The sequence below is a fragment of the Peribacillus muralis genome (assembly GCF_001439925.1).
In the GTDB taxonomy this organism is placed as follows: domain Bacteria; phylum Bacillota; class Bacilli; order Bacillales; family DSM-1321; genus Peribacillus; species Peribacillus muralis.
Genome location: NZ_LMBV01000016.1, coordinates 70,697 through 84,226 on the forward strand (window position 1 = coordinate 70,697; position 13,530 = coordinate 84,226).

Genomic DNA, 13,530 nt, shown 5'->3' on the forward strand with positions numbered 1-13,530 from the left:
TTTTTAGCTTAAATGTCTTCATTTCAACAGTAACGTAGTTAGGAGGCTTATCGTTAGAAATGGGAAGAGGGGAGCTGTATAATTGGTAAATAAAAGTATGGGGGAATGTAGAATGATTTCAAGCATTGGGGAAACGATTACTTTACAAAATGGGGTTCAAATGCCGCAGTTGGGTTTTGGTGTCTTCAAGGTAAAGAACGGCAATGAAACGGTTGAATCCGTCAAGAAAGCAATTGAGGTAGGCTATCGCGCAATTGATACAGCAGCGATTTATGATAATGAAGAAGGCGTGGGACAGGCAATCCGGGAGTGCGAAGTGCCCCGGGAAGAATTGTTCATTACATCTAAGGTGTGGAATACGGAGCAAGGCTACGAAACGACGCTTCAGGCATTTGATGATAGTTTAAAACGGCTAGGCTTAGAATATTTGGATTTATATTTGATTCATTGGCCGGGAAAAGACAAATATTTGGACACGTGGAAAGCGTTGGAAAAGCTTTATAAGGATGGAAAAGTGAAGTCCATCGGCGTGAGTAATTTCCATGTTCATCATTTGGAAAATTTACTGGCGAACAGTGAAGTGAAACCAGTCGTCAATCAAATAGAACTGCATCCACTTTTGATTCAAGAGGAAATCCGTGATTATTGTAAAAAGAATGAAATCAGGGTGGAGGCTTGGAGCCCGCTTGGCAGAGGAAATCTATTGGAAGAACCGACGATTAATCATATAGCGAAAAAACATGGGAAAAGTTCAGCGCAGGTGTTGATTAGATGGAATTTACAACATGATATTATCGTCATACCCAAATCGATTACACCGTCTCGTATTGAGGAGAATGCACAGGTGTTTGACTTTTCATTGAGCCATAACGAAATGAATCAAATTGATGCTTTGAACAGGAATGAACGATTCGGAAGCAATCCGGAAGAGGTTCTATTTTAAAGGCAATACGTCAGGAAACCGATTAAGTAATATCCTCAGTTACTGCAGGCAAACTCGATAATGATGGAGTTTGTCTGCAGTCTTGTTTTTTTTATTAGATCGTTTCATTGCACTGCAGGCGCTTAGCTTTCCGCGGGCGGTCCGTGAGCCTCCTCGTCTTTTAGCCTGCGGTGTCTCACGTAGACACGCATTTCCCGCAGGAGTGTCGCCGCCTTCCATTCCACTTTGCGTGAACACGAAGATGGAATCTTTGTAGCCCACAATATTGGAAGATTGCATTATTCAACAATGCATTCTGTTAAGAGAAAGACAGTTTAAATCTCCAATAATTAGCCCGTTTATATATATTACTTAGGAATTTTTTATAACTTGAATAGTTATCTATAAAACACTTCCAAGAAAGTATTTATTTAGAAGTTAATTCATGCGTTAAAAACTTGTTGACAGACAAAAGTTGTGAATGTATATTTGTTATATAAAATACATAAGTTATTTTTAATAACGAAATTTACTTCTAAAATAAGAGTAAACATAACTTATATTATTTTATAAATTTGTATAATCCATATAACGCTGGGATTATATAGAATATAAATAGAAAGCAGGTTTTTTTTATGGCCAAAATTTTATATATTACTGCGCATCCTCATAATGAAACACAATCTTATAGCATGGCAGTAGGGAAAGCTTTTATTGATACGTATAAAGAAAGTCATCCTAATGACGAGGTTATTCATGTGGACTTATATAATGAATATATTCCTCAACTTGACGCTGATATCTTTGCAGGATGGGGGAAGCTTCAATCAGGTACTGGATTTGACGAATTATCAGAAAATGAAAAAGCAAAAGTTGCTCGTCTTGGAGAATTAAGTGAGCAGTTTGTTGCAGCTGATAAGTATGTTTTTGTTACTCCTATGTGGAATTTCTCTTTCCCTCCTGTTATGAAGGCATATCTTGATTCGGTTGCCGTAGCTGGTAAGACATTTAAATATACATCCGAGGGGCCTGTAGGCTTATTAACTGACAAAAAAGCTCTGCATATTCAAGCCCGTGGAGGAATTTATTCTCAGGGTCCTTTAGCTGATTTAGAAATGGGACATCGTTATATCAAAAACTTGTTGGTAGGTTTCTTCGGAGTTCCTACTTTTGAGGGATTGTTCATTGAAGGTCATAACCAATATCCAGATCGTGGAGAAGAAATTAAAGAGGCAGCAATAGTTGAAGCGAAAGAGTTAGCACGTAAATTCTAATAAAAGGGACTGTCTTATAAGTCCATAAATAAAAAAGGTTAAGAAATAGTCTGAACCCCGTAAATGGGATTAAGAAAAAACACATTTATGCCGTAGCCAGCTCTCGATATTTAATCGAGGGCTGGTTATTTAGTTTTATTCGCGATGATGCATAGGTTTTCAAAAGGGATAGTTTTTGCTGTTTGTTACAGAACATATTCCAACTGTTCAAATGTTATTTATTCATTTTTTCTAGAGTACCAACTCTTCTCCGAAACAGAGCATATAGCTCAGCCATTAGAAAACACCCTTCCCGTTATTATTTTTGTTTTAGGAAGTAGTAGAATACTCCCGGGGTTTTCCTGTTATACAGCTTTATACTATGAGATGGCACTTAAGACAGAGTTTTTACGTCATTTACAATTGATACATGTCTGCAGCATTAACATGAATGTCCCATACAGTGCTAGTTGACATAAAGTATCTTATAGAAAAGATAAAACAACAAAAATTATCCTGAAGCGATTTCGCTCCAGGATAATTTTATATATTATAACTTTTAATAGGTCATCCCCAAAACCGGAGGGCACAGTTCAAAAATGTGGAGGGATCTTTTCTTTATTCTGCCTCCCCTACAAGAGCGAATCTTTGATTGACGTGTTTGGGATTCTCAATCTCATCAACAACGGCAATCGCGTAGTCAGCATAGCTGATATAACTGTTTCCTTGACTGTTTTCGATAACATGATCTTTTCCTACTTTGTAAGATCCTGTGCGTTTTCCTTCTGGATCGAAAAATGCAGCAGGGCTGATATATGTCCATGTGATGCCTTTTGTATTTTCTAGCTCTACTAATTGTTTCGTCGCATTGGATGCAGTTGGAATAACAAAGTCAGGAAAACCAGGTGTTTCAAACAATCTTGTTGTTTTCTCTTCATCTGCAAATAGACTGCCTGCGCCGCCTACAACCATTAATTTCGTATTCGGAGCACCTTTGAAAGCCTCAATCAACACTTTACCGGATTCAACATACAGATGTTCCTCACCGTCTGGTGCTCTGTACGTGCTTACGACAATGTCAAATGACTTCACATCAGATGATGTAAGACTAAAAAGATCTTTCTCTAAAACTTTTACGTTTGTATCCGCAATATTCGCTGCGTTTCGTACGATGGCTGTTACGTCATGCCCTTTCGCAAGCGCTTCTTTCATTATAAGGCGTCCTACTTTTCCGTTTGCGCCAACAATTCCAATTTTCATAGTAAATTCCTCCAAATTATTTATTTTCTTGTGATTTGGTTGTATATCGAACCATGGTCATATAATATTATATTAGTTATGATTATGTAAGTAGTTATTTTTATATAACATAGTACCGAAAATAAGACCATAGAGAGGATAGGGATTAAATATGGTAGAGCAAGATAAACTAGATCAGGAACAACCAGAATTCTGTCCCATCACAGAAACGCAAAAGGTAATCGCCGGCAAATGGAAAATCATTATTTTATGGCAACTTAGTAAAGGAACAAAGCGATTCGGGGAATTACAACGATTAGTACCGGGCATTTCCAAAGGGATTTTAACAAGTCAGCTACGTGAATTAGAAGCGGACCGAATGGTTACAAGAAAGGTGTACCCAGAGGTGCCTCCCAAAGTCGAGTATTCCCTAGCGGAAGCAGGAAAACAGTTTATACCTACAATGGAAAGTATGGGCGAGTGGGGACGAAAATATGCGAACAATTAATCAGTTATCAGCTCGCTCCTTATAGTTAGAAATAAAGTATTCATTATTGTTAAATAGGCAGGAAAGGTTCATGAAGTTAACGTTGGATGATATAAAATAATTGCGGTAAATTGCGTAACGTTTCGTACTTCCTTTTGAAAGGGAAGAAATAGAGCATTACTTATGAAACACCGTTAGGATATGTTAAATGATCCTAACGGTGTTTTTTTCATTTTATGCAAGGGATTTTATCTTCCCATCTCCATTCTGATAAAAAAATAAGCGATTGATCTGCATTATGCCATTTTTATGATTCTGAAGAATTATTTAAAAATGGTTCTAGCTATTCAATCCCTTTCCTATCATAAAAGTATCATATATATAACCATGTTATATAAAAAAGACTACTTACAAAATAAATACCAATCATTTAATATGAACCATGGATCGAGTGCTCATTGCTTTATACGCACAGCTTCTCTATACGACATGATCTTTTCGTTAAATTTGTGCTGCTTTTATATTAATATAAGTGCATTTACTTGTAACGTGAGGGATCCGATATGAGTAACCAGTATTGTGTAATAAATAATAGGAGGAAATAGAATGAATGGAAAAATAGATACAAAAGTAAACACGAAAGCGATTATGATGACTTTCATGGTGGGAGCATTTTTCGCCATCTTAAATGAAACGTCAATGAATATTGCCTTGACAAAATTAATGGATGTGTTTCACGTCGATGCCCATACAGTACAATGGTTAGCGACCAGTTTTCTGCTCGTCATGGGTGTATTGATGCCCGTTTCTGCTTTATTGATTCAATGGTTCACGACGAGGCAACTGTATATTGCTATTATGACCATCTTCTTAATTGGAACCGTGGTTGCAGCTTGTGCAGTGAATTTCCCTATGTTGTTAGTGGGACGTATGTTGCAAGCCGTGGGGACAGCAGTGTCTGTGCCGCTTACGATGAATGCGGTCCTTCTTATGTATCCACCTGCGATACGTGGAAAAATCATGGGTATATTCGGGATTGTCATCATGTTCGCCCCAGCAGCGGGAACGACGCTGTCAGGCATTGTCGTGGATACGTTAGGATGGCGTTGGTTATTCATAATCATTATTCCGTTCGCGATTTTTATCGTGCTGTTTGCATGGAAAGTACTACAAAACGTCGGAGAGGTGACTCGTCCCCGTGTGGATGTCCTCTCAATTTTGCTATCCACAATCGGGATCGGCGGAATGATTTATGGCTTCAGCAGTATGGGAGAAGAAGTCGGAACAGGATCTTCAAGCAACATCTGGATTATCATTGTGATAAGTGTATTGAGCTTAGTGGCGTTCGTCCGTCGCCAGTTGAAGTTGGAACAACCTTTATTGGATGTACGTGTGTTCGCGTATAAAGAGTTTTCAAAAGGTATGGTATTATTCGTTATAATCAGTATGATCATGTTCTCTTCCCAAATCCTACTGCCGATGTTTGGACAAGGACCACTTGGATATGAGGCAAAAACAGTTGGATTGCTATTATTGCCAGGAGCCTTGTTAAATGGTGTATTATCACCGGAAATTGGGATATTATTCGATAAGTATGGCTCAAGAAAATTGATCATTCCTGGAACAGTTCTATTGATTGTGACTATGGTTATCTACAGTACCATTTCATCTTCTATACCAGCATGGGCATTTATCTTGGTCTATCTGGCATTGATGTTGGCGATTGCATCCATTATGATGCCGTCTCAAACAGGGGCACTCAACCAATTGCCACCTCACTTGTATCCGCATGGTACAGCCATGTCGAATACGTTACAACCGATGGCAGGCGCTTTAGGGGTTTCCGTTCTCGTGAGTATCATGACACATGGCCGGACAAGCTTCTTGGAACAAGCAGGGTTGACGCATACAAAAGAATTGGTACACGAAGCGATGACATATGGTATCCATCATGCGTATTGGCTCGCAACTGCATTATGTTGCATCGGTTTTGTGACAGCCTTATTCCTAAAAAAGAAAACAGCATAACACAGGAAAACCTGTCCTCTAATTGATCTGAACTTCGATAGGAGAAAATGAAAAAACACCCCCCTTTGTTTGTATACGATGTATACGAATCCAACGGGGGTGTTTTTTGTTTAGGAACAAAAGTACATTCCCTAATCTTTTATGATTCTGCCCAACTAACCCACAATCAGGTATTCATTAAAGTAAATTTGCAAAAACAATCCAGTGTTCCAGTTAATACCATTATTCATTCAGAGAGAATTGTCTCATTAAATTCTCTAAGAAAACTGGAAACTTTCTTAGTGTTGTAAATCCGATTTACCTGATGGTACCCCTATTATAGCAAAATATTAAATGGGTTCCATCTAACAGTGGATCTTTAAAAACTTTTTGCTGCTTCTTTGGCTTCCAGGATTGCTTTTTCTTTAATTTCTTGTGCTTTCTCAGGGAACTTCGCTTGGCCTTCTATGATAATGCCTTGGAAAGAAGATACTCCGAAGAAATCCATCATAACTTCAAGGTAAGAATGCCCCATCTCTCTATTCGCTTCTGGTCCTTCTGTGTAGATATCTCCACGTGCTTGAATATGGAGGGCTTTTTTTCCTGTTAATAAACCAATCGACCCTTCTTTTGTATATTTGAACGTTTTTCCAGCTACAGCGACTGCATCAATATATGTCTTCAGAATAGCTGGAATTGAGAAGTTCCACATAGGCGTTACAAATACATATTTATCAGCTAATAAAAATTGCCCACCAAGTTCAGCTAAGCGCCCTACTTTTTCTCTCTCACTAGATAACAACTCATTAAAAGGGATACCTGACCGAAGTTTTTCCCATCCGCTAAACACATCAGCATCTAGATAAGGGACATCAGCTTTGTACAAATCTAAATGGACAACTTCATCATTTGGGTGTAGCTCCTTATACAATTCGATAAACTCTTTTCCCACTGCCATGCTGTAAGAACGATCTATATCAAGAGGATGTGCAGTAATATAAAGAAGATTTGACATTTATTTTTTCCTGCCTTTCTTACTTTCCTTAAAAATGTTTTTCACAATGCATTGCCTGCTTTAAAGTATCTCTTTTTGAAGTGATTTTTAATAATTTGGAACGAATTTTCTTGGCTATTTTATTCTTTAACCCAGCTTTCAGCCCATTGACTGATGGGACCAAGAATTTTGCCAAGTTCTGTGCCCTTTTTAGTCAACAAATACTCTGAACGTATAGGTCGTTCAGGTATGACATGGCGTATAACTATTCCGTGCTGCTCAAGCTCTTTAATTCTCTCTGTAAGCACTCGATTGCTTAAAACCGGAATCATTTCATTTAATTCGCTAAAACGTTTGGGACCACTCATAAGAACATAAATAATCAATCCAGTCCATCTTTTTCCAATCAATTCAAAACTCTTCTCTACCTTAGGGCATAAATCTTTTTTATTCTCCATGTATTCTAACCTCCTTAAAATTAATTTAGAGATATAAATTAGCTTATATTTATTATAACTTTTAAGGGCCTACAATAAATATTATATCAAAAATTATCCGTAATAGAGAATATAAATGTTATTTAAAATAACTTAAAAGTGGAAAAGTAACTTTGGATTTTACAGAAATGACTTAAAAATACCCCTTATTAATCTAAAGACTTTTTTCAAATAAAAGGACAAATTAAAGTTTTAATAAAGTGCTTTAAAAATCAAATAAGTATCACTATGCCTAATCTAACAGGTTATGATGGAATATCATGACCCGCGTTTAGGCTAGTCGTAGCAACGAAATTAATAGATAAGAAAAAACAAAATGAAATTCCTTGACAAAAAGGTGAGATGAGAATATTATTTGTTACATAAAGTAACTATAGTGATTTAAAGTTACTTAATTAGTTGCCAATATACACACTCCCTGAAAATTGAGGAAGATATCTAGATGGGGATATCAAAGTCAAATAAACAACATTTTAATTGATGATCTTCTTGGTGTAAGAAGAAAATCAATTGATTGAGAAATATAACAATATTTATAGTTTGTCTAGATATCTTAATCTAATTTGAAAATCTAGGAAGCACTATTATTTTTTAGAAAGAGGTATAAAAATGAATACGTTAGACGCTAAAGTAATTGAAACAAGATATGGGTTGGAAATGTATTCGGATTTAATCGAAAATATTGAAGTAAAGGAAATCATTTCTCCTACAACAGATAATCGTTTTTACGAAATTATTTTAGGAATTAAATATTTTCTTTTAGCGGAAAAAAAATACTATACAAATCAAAAGCATTACTTTGGTTTTAGAATGAGTGATGATTACAACTTGATAATGTTGATAGAGCCTGAAACTGAAAGCTTATTTGCTGTAAAAAATGAGATTGAACGACAAGCAACAAAAGAATTAATAGCAAATTGGTTAACTAAGACAGAGGCTTTTAAACAAGTTGTAAATGAAATGATTGAAAAACAGAAAGGAAGAGAAGTTCAAACAGAACAAGATATTGAAGAAGTATTGGGTATTATAAAATTTTTAGAAAAATTAACCCTGGTTAAACCTGAAGACATAGAACAGGCTTCAATAGAAAAAAGCATTAACGCTGAGTTTATATTTTAAAGAGAGGAATGAATATTATGATAGAAATAATTGTTAAAGTCACGATAGGAGAGAAAAGTTATCAAACAAATGTTGTTGCCCAAAAAGGGACTGCAAATGAAGAAATCATTAAGTTAGCTGAAGAACAAGTTAGAAGACAATGGAGCTTATAACTATCTTTTTATGAGATCAACAGAGATTTATCGAAAATGAACAGACACCTATCAATGGAACTTACTAGGGTCACCGAAGTTGCTAATTTAATGTTCAATACCATGATATGAATGGTACAGTTGTAATTTGTAATTTGTTAAGGTGAAATGGAAGAGGCTCCAATGTTATATATTGGAGAAAAAATTAGGAGCAGGTGAGGGTGCTGAAGTTGATATTGCTGTAGATCCACTAGAAGGTACCAATATTGTTCTGCATGCTCCTCATATGTATATGGAAAAAATCGGAGTAGGTCCAGGAGCCGCAGGGGGAATTAATATTAACGGACCTGTTATCGAAAAGTTTAAAAGCAGTTACAAAGGCGAAAAAAAAAAGATATTGAAGACCTTGTAGTCGCCATATTAGACCGAAAAAGACATGGGAGAATGATTAAAGAAATTGTGATACCGGAGCAAGAATTAAGCTTATTCAAGTCGGGGACGTTCCTGCCGCAATTAATACAGCCTTTAAGAATACAGTATTTAATATCATGCCCGGTGCTGCGGGAGATCCTGAAGGTTGTATTGGCTGATACTGCGTTAGAATGCTTAGGTGGCTAATTTCAAGGAAAACTTCTGCCTCAAACCAAGAAGAATTAATTCGTTGTGACAAAATGGGCATTAAAGCTATTAATGGTGAGCTGCGTTTTTTGTAGCAACGGGTGTAGCAGATGGAGAGCTCCTTAAAGGTGTTCAATATGCAGGAGAGATCGGTACAACACATTCAGTTGTTATGCGTGCTAAAACCGGAACAGTTCGCTTTATTAAAGCAAAGCATAGGAAGAAAAATTGATATTCATGTGAATAAATGGCTGGCAAGATAGACAATTCTCTAATTATAATTCAAATGGATAAATTTATTAATTACGGAGTCAATAACGCATTCAAAACCGAGTATTTATATATGTTATGTAAGGTATGGTTTTGCTTTAAATAATCCTCTAAAATTTAACTATTTTTAATGAATTCAGGCTTATAGATCAACAAGATTAAAACAAAAAGTAACTAAGGTATATTTTATTAAAATAGTATAAATTTAATAAAATTTGTATGAAATAGCTGAATTTAAAAGGATTTTTAAGTTCTGAATTTGTAAACATATAGCTTGACGAAGAGGGGTTTTAGAGTTATTGTTGTTACATAAAGTAACTTTAATAACTCAAAGTAACAAGAAGGATAATTAGGTTTTACGTAAGGTGTTTTTCTGGGGATCCTTACTTTGCGACTAGTAAGTACTTACACCATAAGAAAATATCATCAATCAAAAAAGGGAGGAATGAAAATGGAATCCATGACCTTCGTCTTGTATGGAGCAACAGGAGATTTAGCTAAAAGGAAAATTTTCCCTGCTCTTTATAATTTATATATGGATCAAAAAATACCTCAAACACTTTCTATCGTCGGTCTAGGTAGAAAGGGAATATCGGACATTGAATTTCAAAATCAAGTCAAAGAATCTATACAAACATTCTCAAGACGTTTGATAAATGATCGTATTAAAATAGAAGAATTTATTAAGAGCTTTCGTTACAGTAGATTAGATGCAACAAATACAGAAGATTATCGAAAGTTGCTCGATCTTGTTCAACAACGTGAAGAAGAATTAAATATTCCCGAGAACCGTATGTTCTACCTATCCGTTGCACCAGAGTTTTTTGATGTCATTGCATTAAACATCAAGAAAAGTGGATTAGGCTCTACACGAGGATGGAAACGTCTCATTATTGAAAAACCATTTGGGCATGATTTGAATTCTGCCCGTGATTTAAACGATAAATTAAGCAAAGCATTTAAAGAAGAAGAAATTTATCGAATTGATCACTATCTTGGAAAGCCCATGGTTCAAAACTTAGAAGCCTTGGAGTTTGCGAATCCTATTCTTCATTCATTATGGAACAATCAATATATAGCGAATGTCCAAATTACAGCAAGTGAAACAGTTGGAGTGGAGGAGAGAGCTGGCTATTATGATCATGCAGGGGCCATTCGTGATATGTTTCAAAACCATATGTTGCAAATGGTAATGATGACTGCTATGCATTTACCTACACAAATTAGTCCAAACGACATACAACAGGAAAAAAAGAAAGTGATGGAATCTCTTCGCCCTGTCAAAAAAGAGGAGGCTCATTTACACGTTATTCGAGGGCAATATAACATAGGTAAGATTGATAATCAGTCGGTTGTAGGATATATAGATGAACCTGGAGTAGAAGCCTCATCGAAAAACAATACTTTCGTGGCTGCTCGTCTCTGGATCGATAATCCGTTTTGGGAAGGGGTGCCATTCTACATTCGTACAGGAAAAAGGATGAAGGAGAAATCCACTCGTATTGTGATTGAATTTAAAGATTCATTAAAAGATTTATATATGAATCGAAATGAGAATGTTGAACCTAACCTTTTAATCATTGAGATTAATCCCAATGAAAATATTTCTTTACAGCTGAATAGTAAAAATCCATTAAATAATGGAAAAATGGAGCCTGTAAGAGTAAACTTTGCAACCGAAAGTAAGGGTGTGCCGGAAGCCTATGAACGACTGATTTTTGATGCGATTCGTGGTGATTCCACATTCTTTGCTCATTGGAAAGAAGTTGAATTGTCTTGGGAATGGGTACAACCAATTCTGGAAGCTTTTGAAGAAAACCTTTTGCCTCTTCATCCATATGCATCAGGATCCCATGGCCCAGAGGCAGCTCGTCATTTACTAAAAGAAGATGGATTCAAGTGGTGGCTCGATAGAGAAGCGGTTAATGCTTCAAAAACAGTTGTACCTGTTTAATTAAGAACCTAAACATTACTAGGAGGAAAAAATCCCATGGATCATAATATTGAAACATTAGCTGTAAATACGATTCGAACGTTATCTATAGATGCTATTAATAGTGCCAATTCCGGTCACCCAGGCCTCCCAATGGGGGCTGCTCCAATGACTTACGCACTATGGGCAAACCATTTACATCATAATTCTCAAAATGCAAAATGGTTTAACCGAGATCGCTTTATTCTTTCTGCTGGTCATGGTTCTAGTTTGCTATACAGCATGCTTCATCTAAGTGGGTACGATGTATCGTTAGATGATTTGAGGAATTTTCGCAAATTAAACAGTAAAACACCAGGTCATCCTGAATTTGGCCATACAGATGGCGTTGAAGCGACAACGGGCCCTTTAGGACAAGGTATAGCTAACGCTGTAGGAATGGCTATGGCAGAAGCACATTTAGCTGCAAAATTTAATAGAGAAAAATTCCCTGTAATTGATCACCATACGTATGCTTTAGTAGGTGACGGAGATTTAATGGAAGGAATTTCTTACGAAGCGATGTCAATGGCTGGTCATATGAAGCTTGGTAAACTCATTGCATTATATGATTCTAACGATATCTCATTAGATGGCGAATTAAATCTTATCTTTTCGGAAAATATCCAAAAACGAGCTGAATCTGCAAACTGGCAGTATTTACGAGTGGAGGATGGAAATAGTGTAGAAGAAATTACAAAGGCCATTGAATTAGCTAAACAAAACACAGATCAGCCAACCATCATTGAAGTTAGAACAATTATCGGTTATGGAAGCCCAAAAGTTGCTGGGACGAACAAGGCGCATGGTAATCCACTTGGAGAAGAAGAAGCAAAGGCTACAAAAAAAGCCTATGGTTGGAATCACGAAACTAATTTCTTTATACCTGAAGAAGTAAAAGACCATTTTGAAAAACTCAAACAAAAGGGTATAGAGCAAGAACAACAATGGAGTAAATTATTCGCCTCTTATAAAGAAGCACATCCTTTACTAGCGAATGAACTAGATGACGCTATTAAGGGAGAAACACTAATTGAAGTAAAGGATATTTTAACTTTTGATACGAAAAAAACTACTTCAACTCGTGTTGCAAGTGGGGAAGCAATTAATCACTTTATCAAATCTGTTCCATCTATGTTTGGAGGAAGCGCAGATTTGTCACATTCAACGATGACAGATATAAGGGAAGAGGGACCTTATACACCTAGAAATTTCGGGAATCGAAATATTTACTTCGGGGTACGTGAACATGCAATGGGAGCTGCCGGAAACGGAATGGCCCTTCACGGTGGAGTAAAACCATTTGTTAGCACATTCTTTGTTTTTAATGACTACTTGCGTCCTTCTATTCGCTTAGCAGCACTGCAAAAGTTACCTGTCACATATGTATTTACACACGATTCGATTGCTGTTGGAGAAGATGGACCAACTCATGAACCAGTAGAACAATTGGCTTCTCTTCGAGCAATTCCTGGACTTACTGTTATTCGTCCATCTGATGCAAACGAAACAGCAAGTGCTTGGGCATATGCGTTGCAACAAACTGAAGGACCAGTTGCTTTAGTTCTTAGTCGTCAAAATTTACCTGTGTTTGAAGAGACAAAAGGAAACATTGAGGATCTTTCTAAAGGAGCCTATATACTAGCTGAAACGAACGACAAGCCAGAGATCATTTTAATGGCTACAGGTTCAGAAGTATCGTTAGCTGTAAACGTAAAAACACAATTAGAGTTAGAAAATGTATCTGTTCGTGTCGTAGCTATGCCTAGTTGGGAGCTCTTCAATGCCCAGGAGAAAGAATATCAAGAGCATATTCTTCCTGAACGCGTTTTAACACGTATCTCTTTAGAGATGGGCATTTCTCTAGGGTGGGAACGTTTTGTAGGTCAAAAAGGTAAAGTTGTATCAATTGATACATTTGGTGCTTCAGGAACAGGCGCTGAAGTGATGAAGTTATTCGGATTTACTGTAGAGAATGTTACTGCAATCGCAAAAAAACTATTAAGAGCTTAACAAAATCA

11 protein-coding genes and 1 pseudogene are annotated in these 13,530 nt (G+C 36.6%); 9 read left to right on the plus strand and 3 right to left on the minus strand.

What is annotated here, in order from left to right:
- Positions 1-112: 112 nt before the first annotated feature.
- Together ASU00_RS17405 and ASU00_RS17410 are read left to right on the plus strand one after the other, a co-directional pair.
- Positions 113-943, plus strand: a complete 831-nt coding sequence (locus ASU00_RS17405; protein ID WP_057914748.1) for an aldo/keto reductase — start codon at positions 113-115, stop codon at positions 941-943.
- Positions 944-1,557: 614 nt separating this feature from the next.
- The gene (locus ASU00_RS17410) at positions 1,558-2,196 is read left to right on the plus strand and encodes an FMN-dependent NADH-azoreductase (protein WP_057914749.1); all 639 of its coding nucleotides are present in this window, start codon (positions 1,558-1,560) and stop codon (positions 2,194-2,196) included.
- Between the two features lie 597 nt (positions 2,197-2,793).
- On the opposite strand, the gene ASU00_RS17415 is transcribed toward ASU00_RS17410, so the two are convergent.
- Positions 2,794-3,435, minus strand: coding sequence for an NAD(P)-dependent oxidoreductase (locus ASU00_RS17415; RefSeq protein ID WP_057914750.1), 642 nt, complete (start codon positions 3,433-3,435; stop codon positions 2,794-2,796).
- Positions 3,436-3,586: 151 nt separating this feature from the next.
- On the opposite strand from ASU00_RS17415, the gene ASU00_RS17420 reads away from it, so the two are divergent.
- Both ASU00_RS17420 and ASU00_RS17425 read left to right on the plus strand, forming a co-directional pair.
- A complete protein-coding gene (locus ASU00_RS17420; protein ID WP_057914751.1) occupies positions 3,587-3,922 on the plus strand; it encodes a winged helix-turn-helix transcriptional regulator in 336 nt (111 codons plus the stop codon).
- A 597-nt stretch (positions 3,923-4,519) separates the two neighbouring features.
- Entirely contained in the window at positions 4,520-5,929 is a 1,410-nt protein-coding gene (locus ASU00_RS17425) for a DHA2 family efflux MFS transporter permease subunit (RefSeq protein ID WP_057914777.1), read from the plus strand.
- Between the two features lie 358 nt (positions 5,930-6,287).
- Here the strand turns inward: ASU00_RS17425 and ASU00_RS17430 are convergent, their stop codons facing one another.
- A complete protein-coding gene (locus tag ASU00_RS17430; RefSeq protein ID WP_057914752.1) occupies positions 6,288-6,923 on the minus strand; it encodes an FMN-dependent NADH-azoreductase in 636 nt (211 codons plus the stop codon).
- A gap of 119 nt (positions 6,924-7,042) precedes the next feature.
- On the minus strand, positions 7,043-7,360 hold the full coding sequence (locus tag ASU00_RS17435; RefSeq protein WP_057914753.1) for a winged helix-turn-helix transcriptional regulator: 318 nt from the start codon (positions 7,358-7,360) through the stop codon (positions 7,043-7,045).
- A gap of 648 nt (positions 7,361-8,008) precedes the next feature.
- Between ASU00_RS17435 and ASU00_RS17440 the strand changes: the two genes are divergently transcribed.
- The 5 genes and pseudogenes from ASU00_RS17440 (at position 8,009) to tkt (ending at position 13,522) form a co-directional block, all read left to right on the plus strand.
- Entirely contained in the window at positions 8,009-8,518 is a 510-nt protein-coding gene (locus ASU00_RS17440) for a hypothetical protein (RefSeq protein WP_057914754.1), read from the plus strand.
- Between the two features lie 17 nt (positions 8,519-8,535).
- The gene (locus tag ASU00_RS17445) at positions 8,536-8,670 is read left to right on the plus strand and encodes a BA3454 family stress response protein (RefSeq protein ID WP_057914755.1); all 135 of its coding nucleotides are present in this window, start codon (positions 8,536-8,538) and stop codon (positions 8,668-8,670) included.
- A gap of 36 nt (positions 8,671-8,706) precedes the next feature.
- Positions 8,707-9,499, plus strand: a pseudogene (locus tag ASU00_RS17450) (fructose-bisphosphatase class II).
- 489 nt (positions 9,500-9,988) lie between these two features.
- Positions 9,989-11,491: a glucose-6-phosphate dehydrogenase gene (gene zwf, locus ASU00_RS17455; RefSeq protein ID WP_057914756.1), complete on the plus strand. Its 1,503-nt coding sequence runs from the start codon at positions 9,989-9,991 to the stop codon at positions 11,489-11,491.
- A 36-nt stretch (positions 11,492-11,527) separates the two neighbouring features.
- Positions 11,528-13,522 (plus strand): transketolase, encoded by a 1,995-nt coding sequence (gene tkt, locus ASU00_RS17460; RefSeq protein ID WP_057914757.1) that lies wholly within the window; start codon positions 11,528-11,530, stop codon positions 13,520-13,522.
- Positions 13,523-13,530: the final 8 nt, after the last annotated feature.